Source organism: Halococcus sp. PRR34, from assembly GCF_028617175.1.
GTDB classification, from domain to species: Archaea; Halobacteriota; Halobacteria; order Halobacteriales; family Halococcaceae; genus Halococcus; species Halococcus salifodinae.
The window spans coordinates 225,734-245,588 of the sequence record NZ_JAQJDA010000002.1 but is presented as its reverse complement, the minus strand read 5'-3'; the positions used below and the strand labels follow the sequence as shown (position 1 = coordinate 245,588).

Sequence of the window (19,855 nt, the reverse complement as noted above, 5' to 3'; positions counted from 1 at the left end):
ACGACAAGTACCCGAGATCAGGCCGGCACCACACACTGTTCGGGCTCGGCGTTGGCCGTCGATCCGGCCGCGTTGACGAGCGTCCCGGCGAGGATCGCCACGCTGGCGACGAAAAACAGCGAGCCGATCGACGACGAGGGATCGGCGAACAGCAGGTAGAACGGGGCCGCGGCCGACGGGCCGAGTGTCACGATCGCGAGCTGGGAGAGCAGCGGACCGCAGCAACAGCACGCCTGTGGGGCGGCGAGGCCGACCGCACCCGCCGTCGTCGGCGATGCGCCACCCGCCGCAGTCCCCCACTGATGGGCGAACACTGCGGCGTTCAGTCCGAGGAGGCTGCCGAGCACGGCGAGCAAGATCAGCGTGCCGACCGACACCATGCCGGCGAACGGGATCGACGGGGCCCAGACCTCGACCGATGGCCACGTCACTAGCGGCCCGAGAGTGGGTAGCGTCGTGATGAACCCTTCCGCCCACGAGAGACCTTCACCGCTGTCGGGGACGACCGTAGCCATCCCCGCCGAGAAGAGGAAGAACACGACCCCGAGCAGGCCGACGGCGACGCCGAACCGGCGCGCCGTCCGGTCGGCGACGACTGCGCTCAACACGTCACGGGCGTCGTGCCAGAGGACGTATCCGACCGCCACCGGCAGCGAGAGCACGATGAGATGTCCGAGCGGGTTCATCGGCGTGTAGATGCCGAACACCGAAAATCCGGGGTAGGCGACCCAGAGACCGAGGAGGGCACCGAGGCCGGCGTAGCGGGGCCGTGTCGGCCACCGGATCTGGCCGCCGATCACGCTGCCGAGCATGATCACACCGCCGAGCAGGAGCAGCAGTGGTTCGTGGATCGATCGCGGGATCACCGGCTCCGCCGTCAGCCACTCGTACGGCGAGAGCTGGACGACCGCGATCCCACCGACGACCGCGATGGCGAGGCCAACGAGAACGCCGTGAAGCGCGTAGCCCGAGAGTGATGGCCGCAACCGGGGCAGATAGACACTGCCAACGGCAATGACGGCCCCGAGAACGAGTGGAATCAACGCGTACGACTGCGAGAGGTGGACACCGTTGACGTAGAGGTGACCACCGTGCGCCGACGCGAGCGGGACGGTTCCGATGGTTGCAACGAGCGTGATAGCGAGCACGAGAAGACGACGACCGAGGCCGGCACCTGCGGACGCCGATCGCTGCGAATCGCCAGCCACGGTGTGGTTCCGGCCGGTTCGACTGCTCATTGGTGGATCCACGTTCCCCTGGTATATGTGTTCGTTGGAGACGGTGCTTCGACCGTGCTCCGGCACTCCCGCTGTGAGACGGCTCGATAGCGGTGAGTGGGCTGAGTTCGACGATCGAACCAGTAGTCGTATGTGAACGTGGCACAAACAATGAGACGATGAGGCGACGCGCGTTTCTGGCCGCGGCTGCCGGCACGGCGGCAACCGCGGGCTGTCTCGAAACGCTCGGCCTGCGAACTCAGTCGGCGTGGCGTGATCCGCCGCTCGTGAGTGACCGGCCCCGCGCCGTGTACTACCCGGCCGTGACCGAGGGGATGTCGATGTATGGCACCCGTTCTGTGGGGCCGTACACGGTCGCGCTCATGTACTCGTACCCCCACCGTTTCTGGACCCTCAGCGGCAGCCAGACCCGGAAAACCGTCGTCGAGTCGGCGGATTCGGTCCATCTGATGGCAGCGATCTGGGACGACCGAAGCGGCATCGTGATCCCGGTCGATGCCGGCCTCTCGGCCGAGATCGTCCAGGATGGAGAACTCGTCGCTCAAGAGGTGATCTACCCGATGCTGTCCCAGAAGATGGGGTTTCACTACGGCGCGAACTTCGGGCTCGACGGCAACGGCACCTACGAGGCGAGGGTTTCGATCGGTGGAACGGGGATGCGCCGGACCGGACGGTTCGAAGGGACGTTCTCCAATCCGGTGATGACGACGTTCGAGTTCGCGTTCGACACCGCCGAGCTGTACGATCTGGCGCTCAGACAGCTCCCCGACAGACAGGGCGAGCGCGGTGCCGTCGAGCCGATGGACATGGGGATGGATGTGTCCGTCGGCCGCGCACCGCCGAAGCGCGCGCTGCCCGGAACGCGACTCGGCACGAAACGGTCCGGCGACGCGACGTTCGTCGTGACCGTGATCCGGAGCACGAACGGAGCCACGCGGCTCGCGGTGTTTCCACGGACGCCGTACAACCGGATCGTCCTCCCGTTCATGTCGCTATCGGTGACGGTGTCGAGAGGTGCTCAGCGAGTGTTCGACGGCCCCCTCGAACGGACGCTCGATCCCAGCGTGGGATATCACTACAGCACCGCTATGGAGAGCATCCTGCCCGGCGACGAACTGAAAATCACCGTAAACACGCCGCCACAGATCGCTCGCCACGACGGGTACGAAACCGCCTTCATCGATATGCAGCCGGTAGAGATGATGGTCCCGAACCCGAGCACCACATAGCCCGTGTACGATCAGAACATTCGGCTCAGCCGCCACTCCGATCGCGGTTCGGTCTCAGATTCGTGTCGCTCTCGTATCGCTCGTCGTGAGCGCACGAAGAACGGTCGTCACCCGAGAGGGATCGCATCGAACGGGACGTTTCGAACGACCTATACGGTGAACGTCATCGGCGGCATATCGAGGAACGCAGTTTCGTAGCCTTCGTGACGAGCGACTTGTGGGGGTGTATCGACCGAAAGTTCGAGTTCGTCGCCCGATTCGATACTGTCGACGACCGTTCCGTAGTGGTAGTTGAGATCGGGGTCGAGCGTCGGTTGCAACGGACCGTCGAAGACGCTTTGGCCGTTTCTCCGGAGCATCCCCGAGAGCGCCATCGCAGGGAGCACCATGCGGTTGTACGGCGTTCGCGCCGAGACCGCGAGATACGGGCCGCTCGCGTCGATACCTCGTGGTGGCTCGTCGAGTACGGTCGCGAGGAATCGGCCGTCGCCGCTGGTTTGCGTGCCGACGATCTCGCCGGGGAGTTCCGACTTCGAGGGAACGGTCGAGTTCGGAACCATCTCCATGGTCATCGGTTTGGCCGCGTCCCGGCTCCCCTCGCGCTGCCCTTTCGTCCGGGTGTAATCGATCGATTTCTTGTCGGTGCGGGTGTACTCGAACTCGATATCGACGCTCGCTGGCTCGGCGAACATCCCGACGAACTCGCCCGTCCGGCGCGTCGACATCCCGCCGACGCTGAGCGTCGCCGTGTAGGTGCCGTTGCCGTCGAGCCCGAAGTTCGCGCCGTAATGAAACCCCATCTTCTGGGACAGCATCGGGTAGATCACTTCCTGGGAGACGACCGATCCGTTCTGCGTGATCTCGACCGAGAGACCGGTATCCGGCAGCACGGTTCGAGTTTTCGGCTCCCAGACCGACGTCATCAGATGCACGGTGTCTTCCTGCTGGATCGAGATCTTCCGCGTCTCGTTGCCGTTGGCGGTCCAGAAGCGGTGGGGATACGAGTACATCGATCCGAACGCGTAGTCGCTCGCGCCGTTCCCGTCCCCGTTCGTCGAGTTGGTCGGTGACATCGCGCTCGACCCGTTCATGTCCATTCCACCTGCGTCGTTCATCGCCATCCCACCCATCCCGCTCATGCCGACCATCTCCATGCCCTCGGTGTGGGTCGGATAGTAGACTGCATTGGGACGGTTTTCGACGAGCGGCGGGTCGCCCCGTCTGACGGAGAACAAGCTGGAACAGCCGGCGAGGGCGACGCTGCCCGTTACGCCGGCGGAAGCCCGCAGAAACGTTCGGCGATCCATCGTACGTGGTTTGTGGCCCCGTGGAAAAACCGGTTCTGGTCCGTCTCTCGAATTCGTGCCGTGGCCCCGACTATCATGGCAGATATTCACACCCCCGCGAGCCGACGTTCGTTTCGAGAGTCGTGCCAGAAATCACTATACGGAACCGCTTGAACATCCGAACAGCCCCACCAAGGGGTACTGGAACTCACATGAACTCCCCCAGAGAATCCACAAGCGATCCGTCGGAGAACACCGATCGTCGTCGATTCATGAAAGCCGCCATCGGGACGGCGGCGACGGCTGCCGCGATTCCGGTCGTCAGTACGACCGCCGCCGCGCACTTCCCGGAGGAACTCGCTATCGATATCGCTCCGGAACGTGAAGGGAATCGGGTCGAACCGGACGAGAACGGCCGGGTTTCGGTCGCGGTACGGTACACCGAGTTCACGGGCGAAAACGGTGAGACCGTCGTGTTCGATCCGACCGATCGCGCCGTCAGATATCGCTTCGGCACCCACGAAATCCTCGGCAACGGCGGCGGTGTTCGGCCGGTCGGCGACGGTAATCTCAGAGACGTCGACGGCGACGGCAACGACGACCTCGTGTTACAGTTCCCGCTCGACGGTGCGGGATTCACCGGCGAGGAGTCGACGGGCACGCTGTTCTGGGAGCAAGACGACTCGGGCGAGCACGGCTACGCCGGGACGGACGATATCGCCCTCCCGGACGACATGGCCATCAGCGACATCGACGTCCTGAACTACGCACTCACGCTCGAACACCTCGAACACGCCTTCTACCGTGAGGGTCTGGCATCGAGCGGCGGAACGTTCAGCGAACACGACGTCGAGCGGTCGGCGATCGCACGGTACTTCGACCGGCCGACGCTTCGCTTCTCCACGTACCAGCAGCTCGAAGACATCCGCGATCACGAGAAAGCCCACGTCGAAAAGCTGACGCAGACCATCACCGATCTCGGTGGCAACCCCGTCGAGGAGGCCGACTACGAGTTCGACTACGACACGTTCGAGGAGTTCGTTGCGGTCGCCGCGCGACTCGAAGACGTCGGCGTCTCCGCGTACGCAGGCGCAGCACCCCTGCTCTCCGACCCGGATCTCGTTCCCCCCGCGTTGAGCATCCACTCGGTCGAGGCACGCCACGCGAGCTACCTCGATACGCTGAACCGTCGCCGAGCGGCTCCCGATGCGTTCGATTCCGCTCGCTCGATGGAGCAGGTGCTCCCCATCGCGAAGGAGTTCGTCGCCTCGGAGTGAGACGGGCAACGGCAGCGTTTCGACCCGTATCGGAGACCGTTCGTTTTCGAAAACAGATCGGACTCGTTGTGTTCGTCCGCACCGAGACCCAGTCGTCGGTCGGCCTATTCGTTGGAAGACGGCTCGTCGAGCAGCCTGTCGGTCAGGCGAGTGAACCGATCCACCATGCGCTCCGGTGTCGACGGGGTGATCTCGTCGAGCAACGCCGCCGTCTCGTCCGGTTGCGCGAGCGTGAGCGTGACGTGGTTGCGCTCGTCGCGGTGCTTGACGACCACGTTCTCCTCGACGAGGTGATCGAGATGCCATTCGAGCGTGCTCCGCGCGATGTCGAGCTCGTCGGCCACCCACTGGGGTCGTGCGGACCCGTGTTCGCAGAGCACGGCGGCGATGTCGCCGACAGTCTCGCGGCGCAACAGCGCGAGCGCGCCGCGTCTCCAGTCGTTACACTCGATCGGATAGTAGTGTGTCTGGCCGTAGAGCTGCTCGTCGACGACCGAATCGGTCGAGAGGAGTCGTTTGAGGTGATACTGCACCTGGCCGGGCGCGAGATCGAGCGTGCGGACGAGGGCGTTGAAGTGAACGCCGGGATGAGTGTGGACGTGTCGGGCGATCCGGTCGCGGGTCTCGCTCATGCGCGTTCCCCGCCAGTCGTCGGGTCGGTCGTGCGGGCGAAGTACACCGCGGCGATGAGCAGGACGGCCATGACTCCATCGAGTGCGTGCTCCATGAGGTGATGCATCCCGACGGGGAGGAGTTCACCCATCGCCAGCCAGCCAACGACGGTTCTGGCCAACAGGGTCAAAAGCGCCAGCACGATCAGCAGATACGACCGCGAGCGACGCTGGGCGAACGCGGCGATCGCGAGGCCGACGACGATCACCGACGCGCCGCCAGCCAGCACGAGGACGCTCGGCAGGGCAAGCGTTTCCAGAGACACGGAGCCGTGCCCCATCCCGAAGTGGAGTAGGTAGCTCGACATCTGTTTCGTGAAACGGCGATCGCGGTTCGCCCGGGGCGACGGATCGGACGACGATCCACAACGACGGCTGACGGTGTTCGTCCCCAAGCGGTTGCCGACGATCGACTGATCTAGGAATCATCGGGTAGCGTGAATAACGGTTGTGGTGCGATCGCCGAATCCCGACGACGCACCGCTATCAGGCGACGACGGGCCGGGAGATGATCCAGAGCGACAGCACCGTGTACCCGACCATCAGCACCACGAGCGGGAGATGGGTTCGCCGCGCCCGTGAGAGCGTCCCGTAGCGGTCGAGCGCCACGTGGTGGGCGGCCACCACGGCGATGACGTGGCCCACGACGATGAGGAGGACCTGCGATCCCCAGAACGCCTGGAGCGTCAGCCACTCGAGCGAATCGATCGGATCGATCGGCGCGACGGTGATCGACCACCCGATGGCCGCGAGTCGCCCGACGTTCTCGATCACGAACGGGTAGTTGTGTGCGACCTCGTAGGCGGCGGCGATCGGGAGCACCGTCGGTGCGAACGCGAGCGCCGTCTCACGCCACGCCCCGCTCTCGTCGGCCACGGACGCCATCACCGCGCTGACGGCGACGAACACCGCGACGAACCCACACAGTCCGACCGCGTAGACGAGCACGCTGGTCGTCGGGCCGCTGGCGAGCGCGTCCCGGAGATCGAACAGTACTGTTTGATACGTCGCCGTGCTCGTGAAGCCGTCGAAGCTCACCGTATAGACCGTGGCGACGACGAACGCAACCAGGGCGACATCACGAACGCGTTGGGTACAGCCCGCCCACGGTGGACGCAGCGTGAGGCGATACCCCCCATCCGTCCCGACGAATCCCACCGGTGCGACGCGACCGAACAACCGATAGAGCACCGACAGCGCGTCGGCATGGCGGAACCACTCGTTCCCGAACGCCACGCCGCCGAGCACCATCGCCGCGGCGTAGCCGGCGACGATGACCGCGGTCGCGGCGGGCGAGCGGGGGATCACCGTCAGGTTCTCGACGATCCCGATCCCGACGACGAACCCGAAGAAGGCGGGCCAGTGGCCGAGCCACGACGGGTACGCACCAACGGCGGCGATCTCGCGCCCCTCCAGTCGCACCAGCCCGTCGTAGAGCGTGCGCCACGGCGACAGCACTCGCCACGGGCTGCCAACGAGGATCGAGAGGAGGCCGACGCCCTTGAGCCAGACCGCCCACGTGAACACCGTGGCGAAGTTCTCGGCGTCGACCTGCGGGCCGAGGAGACCGTGGAGCACCGTGACCAGAAAACCAGCGAAAAAGACCGCTCGCGCGCCGTAGCGGAGGCCGGTCGCGATCCCATCCGGGATTCGAAAGCGAGACCGCCACGCCCGCGCCGTCGAGACGGTCTCGGCCGTCACACCGAGCCAGAGCGCGGTCGCGGCGACCGTGACGCCCGCGCCACCGAACAGAAAGGTCAGGGGGATCGGCGCGGCGAACCGCGAGTTCGCGACCTGGTGGCCGCTCGCGACGCCGACGACGCCGACGAGTGCGAGCCAGACCGTGACGATCGATCGACGCCACTTCATTGCCGAATCACACCGGAGAGTCCCAAAGAAGGCTCTGATACGTCGATCTGGTACGATTCTCGAATCGACTGGCGCGACAGGAGAGCTTATTCATGGGTGTGTGATACCGCGGGTATGCAGTTGCGGACCGCGCTGGCGGCGGCGGTCGTCGTCGTGGCGCTCGCCGGGACGGCGGTGTTCGGTTTCAGCGCCGTCGCCGATTCGGGCGGGACGCTCTCCGAGCGGTGGGTGAGCAACACCACCAGTGCCACGCAGTCAAACCATCACGCACCGGCTGTCGGACGGGTCGGCGGCTCCAGCCTGGTTTTCGCCCCGGTCAGCGGCGAGTTCGAGACCGACCAGTGTGCGCTGGTCGCACAGAACGCTTCTGATGGGTCGTCACGCTGGCAGGAGCCGATTCCGTCGGCGAACTGTACGATTCACGCGGTCGCCGATCCGACGCTCGCGGACTTCGTCGGCGACGACACGAAGGAGGTCATCGCGACCTCGACCGAGCAGGAAGTCGCCGCGTATCGGCCACGAACCGGCGAGCAGGTCTTTCAGTACGACCTCACCGACTACGGCTACACACAGCCCGTGGTCGCCGATCTGACTGGCGATGGAGGGAACGAACTCGTCGTGGTCGACGTGCAGGGAACCGTGTTCGTGCTCCGACCCAACGGAACGGCCGTTTGGACGGAGACTCTCTCCTCGTACACGTGGGGACAGCCGGCGGTCGAGGATTTCGATGCGGACAGTCAAAGAGAGGTCGTCGTCGGTACCAGCAGCGGGCAGCTCGTGCTGTTCGATCACAAAGGGACGAAGGCGTGGAACCGAACGCGGCCGTTCGAGTCGTCGATCACGTGGATGACGACCGGACAGGCCGACGACGACCGGGCGACGGAGATCGTGACGGCCACCGTCGACGGGCGAGTCACGGCGATCGACGGGGAACGCGGTGCGGTACAGTGGCAGCGTGATTTCGGCGAGTTCGCGGCAGTTCACACGCTCAGAGACGGCGATGGTGACGGCGACCCCGAGGTGTACGCGGTCGCCAAGGACGGCAAAATCAGGAGCCTCAACGCGAGCGACGGGAGCACCGAGTGGACGACGACGCTGACGACCGAATCGGTGCAGATGATGCCCCCGCCGGTCATGGGCGACGTCGATACCGACACGGACCCGGAGCTGGTCGCCGCGACGAACGACGGGATCGTCTCGGTCGTCGACCCACGATCGGGTGACGTCCTGGCGTCCTACGAACGGGGCGTGCCGATCTACGTTCATCCGACGGTCGCCGACACCGACGGTGACGGAACTGCCGAGGTGTACGCCATCTACGGCGACGGCCGCGTCGTTGCGCTCTCGTATACTGAATGACGAACTAGGGGTTCAGTGGGTTCTTCCGGGATATATCGGCGGATCGAGCGCCGCCCGACTCAGCGGTCGGCGGACACGGGCGCGTCTCGGGGTGGACGAGCCGACAGTTCGCCCTGCGAGAGTCCCGCAACGCTGTTGGGCCCGTCGGAGCTCGTGGCGAGGTCGACGATGACCTCGGTGAGATTCACCGTTCGATCGATGTAGTCGTCGCGTTTGTCCGCCCACTCCGCGGATATCGATTCGTCGTCGAGCAGCGAGCACGCACGTTCGAGTGCGGGTTCGAACGCGCCGATGTTGTAGATCAGTCCCTCGCGCTCGAGTTCGATGAAGTTGCCCATGTCCGAGTCGCCGACGAAGGAGTTCGATCGGATCGCCGGCGTCCCGAGCAGCGCGGCCTCGGTCACCATCGTCTGGGTGTCGGCGACCAGTAGGTGGGCCTCGGCAAGCGCGTCGTGGAGGAGTCCGGGATGGAGATCGAACGGCCGTGCGTCGAGCGCGTCGAACGCCATCGCGTCGCTCTCGTCGGAGACGAACACGGTGGCGCGCTCGGCGAGCTGCTCGACGAGCTCGCGACGTTCGGGAGGACTGATCCCGGAGTGGTTGACGTCGTGATGCGAGCCGAACGCGTTGAACCGGCAGATGACGTATTTCTCGTCCGGTTCGACACCGAGCTGCTCGCGGATGTCGTCGCGAGCCGAGAAGACATCGGGATGGAGGTACGCCGATTCCTTGAACCCTCGAAAGCGGTAGTGTTTGGGACCGAGATCCTTCCCGAAGGCGTGTGGGGTGAGGATGCTCGTGGCGAACGGCCGCGAGACGGCGTGGTCCAGCGAGGTCGGCTCGGAATCGAGGATCAGCGTGACCGGCGTGCGCGAGATCGCTCCGGCGTGGGCGGCGTACGCGCCCATCCCGAAGATCCGATCGGGATCGTACTGCCGGGTGTAGCGGAGAATCGAGTAGTAGTGGCGCGGGAGCTGGCGCACCAGCGACCACTTCGTGGTTTCGAGGTGGCCGTAACACCGGTAGGGAAGCCCGTGGTATTCGAGCAGTTCCGTCGTACAGCCGTAGTCCCGGGCGAGCACGAGAACATCGTGTCCTCGGTCGTCGAGTGCCGCCGCAGCGTGTTTATACAGATGAACGTGAGCAGGGGTGTTCGTAAAAAACAGATATCTCATGTGTCCCTGCCGACGCGAACGAACTCGTCCCTGGTAAACACACCGGTCCGGTTCGGTACGACGATCCGGATCGAGGGCGAAATCGGTGACACGCGCAGTATCGAGGAGGAGGTGGGATTCGTGAGCGGGCCGATCGTCGGCCAACCATCGAGACGCCGCGTCCGAGTATGCGAAGAATAACAAAGCCGCTCTACGGAGAGGTTTCCGAAAGGACGGTTTCGTCGCGACCACGGTCCGTTCGGGACGAGTGGTGTGGCGACGAAACGAGTCTGTAACCGACACGAACGCATGATACGGAAATTTGCTACGATAGCAGTGATCGCGGTGGTAGTGGTATCGGCGGTTGGCGGCGTTGCGCTCCTCGGTGGCTCCGCGGCCGCTTATGAGGGGAACGCGGCGTCGACGTACCCGCTGACGCCGGGCACGAGCACGCTCGGAACGGCGCTGTACGCGGTCAAGCCGGACGACGCCGCCGCCGAGAACGGGATCGACACGATCACGCTCGACGTCGGCAGCGAGGCCAGCGTCGCGAACGTGACCAGCGATGACGTCGAGGTCGCGATCCGCGGCGGTACGCTGTTCCAGATCGAGAACGTCAACGTCTCGTCGAGCGAGGACGGCAGCCAGCTCGAAATCACGCTCCCGCGAACCATCCAGCCTCAGATCGGGTCGGGAGCGGGCGCAGGTGCGGAGGTCGCGGTCAAGTTCCGCAACTTCACGACACCGAGCGAGCCGGGCACCTACTCCATCGACGGAACCGTCACGACGCCCGACGGCGAAACCGACGGCCCAGCGTCGGTCTCGTACTCGGTGAGCCAGCCCGAACTCTCCGTCCCGGATCAGGACCTCTCGCAGTTCAGCGAGAGCCAGCAGCTCAACCTCACGGCGTCGGTCCCGGGCGGTGGGTACGTCGGGGTGTTCACCACGACTGACGACGGCTCCCGCGGCCAGCTCGTCGGGGCGACCAACGTCTCGACCAGCCCGCAGCCGGCGAACTACACCATCGACGTGAGCGGCGAAATCTCGTCGAGCCAGAACCTCACTGCGGTCGCGTACACCGAATCCACGGGACTGTCCGTCAGCATTCGTCAGAACCAGACGTTCGATCCCGCGGAGGACGATCCACTCGTGATCGACGGTGAACTCCTGAACGCGACGACCTCGATTTCGACGATCGACGTCGACGGTCGGCTCCAGGCCGGCGGCGAGTACGATCAGGGCGAACGACTCTACTTCGATCAGGGTGAGGCGAGCACGGGCTATCAGATCAGCCGGATCGAGGGCGGCGAGATCGGTCCGTCGGCGACCCAGTTCCAGACCGCCGAGAACGCCACCGCGATCGTCGACACCGCGAACCTCGACGAGAGCCAGTACGCGATCACCCGCGTCGACGACGGCTCGCTCGTGAGCCTCGACAACGACAGCACGACCGGCCCGGGCGACGACAGCTTCCTCGTCACCGGCCAGCAGGCTGGTCCTGCCAACGGAACGAACGGGAGCGCCAACACGACCAACGGAACCACGAACGCAACGGCCACGGAAACCGCCAACACGACGACCGAAAGCGCCAACGCGACGACGGATGCTGACGAAGGGAACGCGACGGCGATGGAAACGTCGACCGAGGCGGCAACCACGACGGCAGCAGCGACGGAGGAGACGAACGCGACCGCTGCCGAAACCGACGCCGGCGAAACGAACGGTAGCGGCCAGGCGACCGAGGAAGGCGGACCGGGCTTCACCGCGATCACCGCGGTGGTGGCAGTGCTCGCGGCTGCGCTGCTCGCGACCCGGCGACGCTGACGCACGCTTCCGTCACCCGAACCGGAACCTATTTTTCGCCACGTTTCGCATCGGGAGAACGAGTATGGTGGGGATAACAAAGCCCTCAACGCGAGAGGTCCCCGCCAACGACCTCTCAGCGCTCGTCCCAAGCAAAATGGGCGACGCCGGGAGACACAGACACCTCACAATGATCCATCTCATCGCTCATCCATGACGAAGGCAGGACGCAGCGCGTTGATGACGGCGATCGTCGTCGTATCGGCAGTCGCAGCCGTCGCGGTCGGCGGTCCCGCGGCGGCTCTCAACGCCGACACGGCTGCACCGTATCCCCACTCGCCGGGAACGAACGTCCAGGAGTTCCCCGTCTCGGTCGTCACCCAGCAAAGCGACGCCGTCGTCCAGAACGGCATGGGATCGATGACGCTCGACTTCGGGGCCGACAACAGCTTCGACGGGAGCGTCTCGAACGTAAGTGGTGAGGACGTCAGCGTGACGATCGTCGGTTCGGACAACCAGCGGACGGTCGGCGCGTTCGAGGTCGCCGAAAGCACGAACGGGGCGGTCGCGCTCAACTTCAGCCAACGAGTACCGGTTGGAGCTGGCGACCGTATCCTCGTCGAAGTCGCCAACATGACCACGCCGACCAGCGACGGCGACTACTCGGTCGGCGTGTCGACCACGACACCGGATGGCACGACCGACGGGCCCGTGTCGGTCGGCTACCGGGTCGAGTCCGCGTCGCTGTCGCTCCCGAACCAGAGCGCCTCCCAGTTCAACGACTCCCAGTCGCTCTCGCTGTCGGGTGTCGTGCCGAACGCCGGCTACATCGGGGTGTTCACGGTGGCCGACAACGGCTCACGCGGCCAGCTCGTCGGCAGCACCGAGCCGATCATCGCACAGTACACCCCGCGGAACTACACCGTATCGCTTGACAGTAACGTCAACGAAAGCCAGCGCCTCGAAGCCGTGGTCTTCTACGAGACTACCGGCGACACCCAGGACGAGCGGCTCAACGGGAGCCTCGATCCGGCCGAGGACGCGGTGGTGACCAACAACGGCGCCCCCGCGAACGCGACCGGGTACGTCACCACGATCGATGCCGATGGCCGAGTTGGGGCCGGTAGCGAATACGACCAGGGCGCACGCCTCTACTTCGATCAGGGAGAGGCGAGCACGGGCTATCAGGTTCAGGGAGTCGAGAACGGCTCGCTCGGCGACGTCGTGACCCAGTTCGAGACGGCGGCCAACGGCTCGTCGGTGATCGCGACGACCGGGTTCGCCGAGGGCCAGTACGCGATCACCCGACTCGACGACGGCTCGGTCGTGAGCCTCGACGACGACAGCACCACCGGTGCACAGGACGACAGCTTCTTCGTCACCGGAACGAGTGGCGCAGCCAACACCACGAACGACACGGCCGCAAACGGCTCCGCCGGGGCGAACGCCACGACGGCGAACGGAACGAACGCGACGGCCGATGGGACGGATGCCACTGGAGACGGAGCGACCGAGGACGCAGCCGAGGCGACGGCCGCCGCCGGTGAAGATGGCGACAACGGAAGCGCCGGCAACGCGACGGGCAACGAGAGCGGTGACGGCGGCAGCGGGGCGTTCGGGCCAGGCTTCGGCCCGGTGGTTGCCGTGATCGCGCTGCTCGCGGCCGCACTGGTCGCCGCGCGCCGTAAACGATAGGCGTTCGCGTCGCGCGACGCGAACCACGACCGATTTTTCGTTGGCGATCGAGAACACCGTATGAGTCAGGCGACGGACCCCACAGGACTCGCGGGAGAGTTGCTCGGCGAGACGCTGCGATACGCACGCGAGCGCGAGTACACCGGCTGGGACTACGGCGACGGAATGAGCAGCCGGCTCCTGCAGACCATCCCGGTCGAGAACAAGTGGCTCAACATCGCGGTTCAGGAGACGATCAAGCGCGCGCCGGTCAACGTCCGGCCGCTGTTTCTGGTCGAGCAGCGCCGGAACTACAAGGGCACCGCGCTGTTCGCGATGGCGAACCTCACCGCTGACCGACTCGGTCTCGGCGAGGGAGTCAAATCCGAGAGCAGCCGCCGGACAGCCGGCGTCGACTACGCGGCGGAGGCGCGCGAGTGCTGTGAGTGGTTGGTCGAGCACCGCACGCCGGGGTACGCGGGGTTCTGTGGCGCACACCGCCACGAGATCCAGCATCTCGACATCAAGGGGCTGCCGGAGTATCCCGACATGGTCTCGACGTCGTACGCGGTCCGGGCGCTGCTCGCCGCGAGCGATGCAGGTCTCGACACCGACTCGGCCGCGGCGTATCCCGCAGTTGTGGAATCGGTCGCGGAGTTCATCGACGAGGATCTGGAGTACGAGGAGATCCCCGATGGCGCGCGGATGAAGTACGTCCCGACGTGGTCGTCGGATCACTACACGCTCAACGCGGTCGCGCTCGGCGGCGTGACGCTGCTCGAACTCGCCGATCGGTTCGACGACCCCATCCACCGCGAGCGCGGCGAGAAACTGCTGGATTACGTGGTCTCGCGCCAGCGCCCGGAGGGCGGGTGGATGTATCGCGATCCGCCGTCGGCGTCACACCTCTCGATGGACAACCACCACAACGGGTTCGTCATCGAATCGCTGCTCCGCCATCGAGAGCTCACCGGCGCGGACCGGTACGCCGACAGCCTCGACGACGGGCTCGCCTTCTATCGCGACGAGCTGTTCGCCCCCGACGGCGCGCCGAACTGGGACGAGTCGAACGCCCATCCCCGCGACATCCACGCCGCCGCCCAGGGGATCATCGTCTTCAGCCGCGCGGGCGCGTTCGACGTCGCCGAGCGGATCCTCGACTGGACCGTCGGGAACCTCTATGTGGGCAACGGCCGGTTTCATTTCCGTCAGGAACGGTTCTACACCAAGCGGATCACCCTGATGCGGTGGTGTGAGGCGTGGATGGCGTACGCGGTGGCGACGTATCTCGATCGTCGTCGGGCGCTCGATACGTAGGGGAACCACCGATCGGTTTCGATAGGTTTGATAAGCATGCTGCGTGAACGGTGTGTATGATGCCGCCGATGCCAGGTAAACGGTACATAACAAAGCACGATGGGGCGGTGCTCGGTGAGTAGATCACCATGATCAGCCCCTCTTGTCTCTCTTCATCTACGACGTGGCCGACTGAAGCTGTTGGCCGTCCCGGATCGTCCGCCGTGGGGGTGGTCGGGTTCCGGCGCGGACCACACGGGAGACCGGGCGGTGACCGATGAACGCGGGTGAAACGGCCGTCACGATCGTGCTCGGGACGCGGCCCGAGATCATCAAGCTCGCGCCCGTGATCGACGCGTGCGAGCGAAGCGACGTCGGCTACAGCGTGATCCACACCGGCCAGCACTACTCCGACGAGCTGGACACGGTCTTTTTCGACCAGCTCGAACTCCCCACGCCGGATCACAACCTCGGGATCGGGTCGGACAGCCACAGCGCCCAGACCGGCGCGATGATCGGCGCGATCGAGGAGGTCCTGCTCGACGAATCGCCCGACGTCGTGCTGGTCCAGGGCGATACCAACTCGGTGCTCGCGGGCTCGGTCGCGGCGAGCAAGCTCGATTGTGAGGTGGGTCACGTCGAGGCCGGCCTCCGGAGTTTCGACCGCAGCATGCCCGAGGAGATCAATCGCGTGTTCGCCGATCACGCCGCCGACCATCTCTTCGCGCCCACCGAGCAGGCGGCCCAGTACCTCCGCGAGGAGGGCATCCCGGTCGAGCGCATCACCGTCACCGGCAACACCATCGTGGACGCGGTCACGCGCTACCGCGATCTCGCCGCCGAGAAGAGTCAGGTACTCGACGCTCACGATCTCACAGCCGGCGAGTTCTGTCTGCTGACCGCCCACCGTGCGGAGAACGTCGACGATGCCGAACGGTTCTCGAGTCTGCTCCGCGGGGTCGCGGAGTTCGCCGCCCGCTCGGAACTCGACGTGATCTACCCGGTCCATCCACGAGCACGCGATCGCATCGACGCGTTCGACATCGACGTACCCGACGAGATCCGGCTCACGGAAGCCCAGGACTTCCTCGATTTCCTCCGACTCGAAAGCACAGCCCAGCTCGTCTTCACTGACTCCGGCGGCGTCCAAGAAGAGGCGTGCATCCTCGGGACGCCGTGTGTCACCCTTCGGGACAACACCGAACGCCCCGAGACGGTCGCGGTCGACGCGAACCGGATCGTTGGCGTCGAGCCCGCCGAGATCGTCGCCGGCGCGCGCGAGGCACTCGACACCTCCACCGACTGGGAGAACCCGTTCGGCGACGGTCGGAGTGCCGAGCGCATTCTCGATGCCGTCGGCCTCGGTCCGGCCGCCTCGGTCGAGGGGGTGACAGGATGAGTTCGGTCTGTGTTCACGGTCTCGGCTACATCGGCCTGCCGACGGCGGCGGTGCTCGCCGAAGCCGGTCACGACGTGTTCGGCTACGATGTCGACGTCGAGCTGCTCGACGCGCTCGAAGCCGGCGAGCTCGACGTCGACGAGCCAGGCCTCGATGACGTCATCGCGAGCGCGCTCGACGGGTCGCTATCGGTGACTCGCGAGGTCGTGCCAGCGGACTACCACCTGATCTGCGTGCCGACGCCGCTGGAGGACGAGCGCGCGGAGCTCTCGTACGTCGAGGCGGCGGGCGAGGCGGTCGCGGCCGAACTCCGGCCGGGCGACACCGTGATCCTCGAATCCACCGTCCCGCCGGGAACGACCGTCGAAGTGCTCGGCCCCGTACTCGAACGCTCCGGGCTCGACGTTGGAGAGTTCTCGCTGGCGTACTCGCCCGAGACGGTGCTTCCGGGCAACGTGATCGCGGAGCTCCACGACAACGACCGCGCGATCGGCGGCGTCGACGCAGCGTCGGTCGAGGCGGCAGTGACGCTGTACGGGTCGTTCGTCGAGGGCGAGCTCCGGACGATGAACGATCCCACGCTCGCGGAGTTCGTCAAGCTCCTCCAGAACACCTATCGGGACGTGAACATCGCGCTGGCGAACGAGGTGGCGACCATCGCCGCCGATTACGACCTCGATTCACGCGAGGCGATCGCACTGGCGAACCACCACCCGCGGGTGAACATCCACCAGCCGGGGCCGGGCGTCGGGGGCCACTGCATCCCGATCGACCCGCTCTTTCTCGGGCAGGGCTCGGATCGGCTCGATCTGATCGAGCGCGCCCGGGCGATCAACGACGGGATGGCGGCGTACGTCACGGACCTGCTCGAAGGCGAACTCGGCTCGATCGCGGACGCGAGCGTGGCGATTTTGGGTGTGGCGTACAAAGGCAACGTCGCCGACGCCCGCGAGAGCCCCGGCCTTCGACTGGCGGAGACCCTCCAGCGACGCGCGCGAGCGACGCAGGCACCGGGTGCGGAGGGAACGGGTGCGACGGACGCCGAGGCTGGTATCGACGTCCGGCTCCACGACCCGCACGTCACCGACAGCCATCTCGCACTGGAGTCGTTACCGGATGCGCTGTCGGGGGCCGATGCGGCCGTGATCGCCACCGACCACGACGAGTACGCCGCACTCGATCCGATCGAGGTCGCAGCACAGCTCGACGGCGACACCGTGATCGACGCGAAAGGAATCCTCGACGTCGCCGCGTGGGAAGCGGCCGGCGTCACCGTCGTCGAACTATGAGCGGAGAGAGTCGCCACGCGAGCGCCGAAACCACCGTACGACCGACTCCGGCGCGGGTGTGGATCGACCTCGTCAGTCCGTCTCACCCGTTCCTCTTCGATGGACTCGTTGGCGGACTGGAGAACGTCTCGGTGACGACCACCGTCCGAGAGAAGACCGAAACCGTCTCGCTAGCCCGCGAGGTCGGCTTCGAGCACCGCGTCGTGGGTCGGGACTTCGACAACGCGTTCGTTCGGAAGTTCGGCATCCCCCTCCGTACGATGCAGCTCGCGGTGAGCGCGCCCGAGTGTGACGTCTCGCTGTCGGCGCGCAACGCGATGTGCGTGCTCGCCTCGCGAGCGCGGGGCACCCCTTCGATCCACTTCACCGACAACGACATCACCGCCCACGTCGACGGGCTGTGGATCGAGGAGCTCTACAACCGCTTCGAGGCCGCCGCGACACACAACGTGGTGCCGCGCGCGTTCGCGGCCGAGGAGCTGACCCGATGGGGGGCTGATCCCGACTCGATCCACACCTACGATGGCTACAAAGAGGACGTCTACGTCGCCGGGTTCGATCCCGATCCCACCTTCCTCGACGGGTTGCCGTTTTCGAGCGGCGAGTACATCGTGGTTCGACCGGAGGCGCTGACGGCAGCGTACGTCGACGCCGACTCGATCGTCCCCGACCTCCTTGCCGAGGCGAGCGAACGCGACATCGGCGTCGTCTACCTCCCACGTGGGCGCGGTGACGAGAGCTACGCCCGCGAGTACGCGGATGACGCGGTGTACGTGCCGGACGGCGCGGTGAACGGGCTCCAGCTCGCGTGGCACGCACGCTGTGTGCTCACCGGTTCGGGAACGATGTCCCGTGAGGCGGCATGTATGGAGAAACCCGCCGTCTCCTTTTTCCCGAACACGCTGCTCTCGGTCGATCAGGAACTCGTGGCCGACGGCCGGATCTTCCACTCACGGGACGCCGAGACCATCATCGAGCACATCGCAGGGCTCGATCCGAGCGACGTCGAACCGGATCGCGAGCGCGCACGCACAGTGAGAGACGAAGTGGTCGAACTGACGAACGAACTGATCCGGAGCGTTCGACAATGACCGGCGACGAATCGAGTCTTCCAGAGCCGTACGACGTCTGTACGACCGCGCTCGACTGGGCGCGCGAACGCGAGTACGCCGGCTGGGATCCGTATGACGGGTTGAACAGCCCCTACGCGGGACCGTTCGAGAATCACTGGTTCACGCGGCTCGTGTGGATGCACGGAGTGAACTCGTTCCCGGCGACGCTCCACCGACACCTATCGATCCCCGAGGAGCGCAACCCGAAGGGGATCGCGCTGTTCGCGCTCGCCCATCTCGAACTCCACGAGGCGACCGGAAAGGACGATCATCTCGACCGAGCCGAGCGGCTGCTCGACTGGCTCGACGAGTATCGATCCCCCGTGTACGAGACCGCGTGCTGGGGGTACAACTTCGACTGGCAGAACGCGCGGAAGTTCTTCCTGCCCGCCTATCACCCGTCGGTGGTCGTCACGGTTTTCGCCGCCCAAGCGTTCGTGCGCCATCACCGTCTCACTGGCGACGAGCACTCGCTCGCGGTCGCCGAGGAGGCCTGTGAGTTCATCCGGACCGAGATCAACACCCGGACGATCGACGGCCACGAGGCGTACACCTACACCACCGACGACGAGTTCGTGGTCATCAACGTCAACGCGCTCGCCGCGCGGCTGTTCGCGCTGGTTGCGGCCGAAACGGACGACACCGATCTGATGGCACGGGCCGACGAACTCATCGCGTTCGTGCTCTCGGCCCAGGAGGAAAGCGGCGCGTGGCACTACTCGATGCCGGCCGACGGCTCGCCGATCAGCCACGACAACTTCCACACCGGGTTCGTGCTCGAATCGCTCCGGGAGTACCTCGATGCGGGTGGCGAGGTCTCGGGCACCGAAGCCGCCTACGAGCGCGGGCTCGGGTTCTACCGCGAGCACCTGTTCGAGCCCGACGGCGCGCCGAAGTTCGAACACGATCAGTCCTATCCGCGCGACGCCCACGCCGCCGCCCAGTCGATCCTGACCTTTGTCCGTGACGGCCGCGAGACGAACCTCGCGATGGCCGAGAAGGTGCTCGGCTGGACAGTTGAGCATCTCTTCGACGAAGAAGGGTACTTTTACCGCCAACAGGGACGCTTCCTCGACGACACGACGCCGTACATGCGGTGGAGTCAGGCGTGGATGTGCTATGCGATGGCCGCGATAGTGCGCCGCCGAAGCGAGACCGACCGGCCATAGAGGACCAACCGGCCGTAGGGAGAACGGATC

The 19,855-nt window shown here is 65.7% G+C and carries 16 protein-coding genes; 10 read left to right on the top strand and 6 right to left on the bottom strand.

Going from position 1 to position 19,855, the window contains the following annotated elements; translation table 11 throughout:
• Positions 1-17: 17 nt before the first annotated feature.
• On the bottom strand, positions 18-1,238 hold the full coding sequence (locus PHA81_RS04530; RefSeq protein WP_049910265.1) for a hypothetical protein: 1,221 nt from the start codon (positions 1,236-1,238) through the stop codon (positions 18-20).
• 158 nt (positions 1,239-1,396) lie between these two features.
• Between PHA81_RS04530 and PHA81_RS04525 the strand changes: the two genes are divergently transcribed.
• Positions 1,397-2,467: a hypothetical protein gene (locus PHA81_RS04525; protein ID WP_005044634.1), complete on the top strand. Its 1,071-nt coding sequence runs from the start codon at positions 1,397-1,399 to the stop codon at positions 2,465-2,467.
• A 149-nt stretch (positions 2,468-2,616) separates the two neighbouring features.
• On the opposite strand, the gene PHA81_RS04520 is transcribed toward PHA81_RS04525, so the two are convergent.
• Positions 2,617-3,774, bottom strand: a complete 1,158-nt coding sequence (locus PHA81_RS04520; protein ID WP_005044633.1) for an iron transporter — start codon at positions 3,772-3,774, stop codon at positions 2,617-2,619.
• 251 nt (positions 3,775-4,025) lie between these two features.
• Between PHA81_RS04520 and PHA81_RS04515 the strand changes: the two genes are divergently transcribed.
• Positions 4,026-5,030, top strand: a complete 1,005-nt coding sequence (locus PHA81_RS04515) for a ferritin-like domain-containing protein (protein ID WP_005044631.1) — start codon at positions 4,026-4,028, stop codon at positions 5,028-5,030.
• A gap of 104 nt (positions 5,031-5,134) precedes the next feature.
• Here the strand turns inward: PHA81_RS04515 and PHA81_RS04510 are convergent, their stop codons facing one another.
• The 3 genes from PHA81_RS04510 to PHA81_RS04500 form a co-directional block, all read right to left on the bottom strand.
• Positions 5,135-5,662: a hypothetical protein gene (locus PHA81_RS04510; protein WP_005044630.1), complete on the bottom strand. Its 528-nt coding sequence runs from the start codon at positions 5,660-5,662 to the stop codon at positions 5,135-5,137.
• Positions 5,659-6,009 (bottom strand): hypothetical protein, encoded by a 351-nt coding sequence (locus PHA81_RS04505; protein ID WP_005044629.1) that lies wholly within the window; start codon positions 6,007-6,009, stop codon positions 5,659-5,661. Before PHA81_RS04505 ends, PHA81_RS04510 begins: the two co-directional genes overlap by 4 nt.
• 178 nt (positions 6,010-6,187) lie before the next feature.
• Positions 6,188-7,570 (bottom strand): hypothetical protein, encoded by a 1,383-nt coding sequence (locus PHA81_RS04500; protein WP_005044628.1) that lies wholly within the window; start codon positions 7,568-7,570, stop codon positions 6,188-6,190.
• Positions 7,571-7,684: 114 nt separating this feature from the next.
• Here PHA81_RS04500 and PHA81_RS04495 point away from each other — a divergent pair, with 114 nt between their 5' ends.
• Positions 7,685-8,929, top strand: a complete 1,245-nt coding sequence (locus PHA81_RS04495) for a PQQ-binding-like beta-propeller repeat protein (RefSeq protein ID WP_005044626.1) — start codon at positions 7,685-7,687, stop codon at positions 8,927-8,929.
• Positions 8,930-8,988: 59 nt separating this feature from the next.
• On the opposite strand, the gene PHA81_RS04490 is transcribed toward PHA81_RS04495, so the two are convergent.
• Complete coding sequence (locus tag PHA81_RS04490) at positions 8,989-10,104, bottom strand: DUF354 domain-containing protein (protein ID WP_049910268.1); 1,116 nt, start codon at positions 10,102-10,104, stop codon at positions 8,989-8,991.
• Positions 10,105-10,392: 288 nt separating this feature from the next.
• Between PHA81_RS04490 and PHA81_RS04485 the strand changes: the two genes are divergently transcribed.
• From PHA81_RS04485 to PHA81_RS04455, 7 genes are all read left to right on the top strand, one after another.
• Positions 10,393-11,907 carry a PGF-CTERM sorting domain-containing protein gene (locus PHA81_RS04485; RefSeq protein ID WP_049910263.1) on the top strand — a complete coding sequence of 505 codons (1,515 nt, stop codon included), beginning with the start codon at positions 10,393-10,395 and terminating at the stop codon, positions 11,905-11,907.
• A 219-nt stretch (positions 11,908-12,126) separates the two neighbouring features.
• The gene (locus PHA81_RS04480; RefSeq protein ID WP_005044623.1) at positions 12,127-13,581 is read left to right on the top strand and encodes a PGF-CTERM sorting domain-containing protein; all 1,455 of its coding nucleotides are present in this window, start codon (positions 12,127-12,129) and stop codon (positions 13,579-13,581) included.
• Positions 13,582-13,641: 60 nt separating this feature from the next.
• The gene (locus PHA81_RS04475) at positions 13,642-14,877 is read left to right on the top strand and encodes a hypothetical protein (protein ID WP_005044622.1); all 1,236 of its coding nucleotides are present in this window, start codon (positions 13,642-13,644) and stop codon (positions 14,875-14,877) included.
• Positions 14,878-15,133: 256 nt separating this feature from the next.
• The gene (wecB, locus tag PHA81_RS04470) at positions 15,134-16,255 is read left to right on the top strand and encodes a UDP-N-acetylglucosamine 2-epimerase (non-hydrolyzing) (protein ID WP_005044620.1); all 1,122 of its coding nucleotides are present in this window, start codon (positions 15,134-15,136) and stop codon (positions 16,253-16,255) included.
• Positions 16,252-17,544, top strand: coding sequence for a nucleotide sugar dehydrogenase (locus PHA81_RS04465; protein ID WP_005044619.1), 1,293 nt, complete (start codon positions 16,252-16,254; stop codon positions 17,542-17,544). Before wecB ends, PHA81_RS04465 begins: the two co-directional genes overlap by 4 nt.
• On the top strand, positions 17,541-18,635 hold the full coding sequence (locus PHA81_RS04460; protein ID WP_005044618.1) for a DUF354 domain-containing protein: 1,095 nt from the start codon (positions 17,541-17,543) through the stop codon (positions 18,633-18,635). Before PHA81_RS04465 ends, PHA81_RS04460 begins: the two co-directional genes overlap by 4 nt.
• A complete protein-coding gene (locus tag PHA81_RS04455; protein WP_005044616.1) occupies positions 18,632-19,825 on the top strand; it encodes a hypothetical protein in 1,194 nt (397 codons plus the stop codon). Before PHA81_RS04460 ends, PHA81_RS04455 begins: the two co-directional genes overlap by 4 nt.
• The last annotated feature ends 30 nt before the right edge of the window (positions 19,826-19,855 follow it).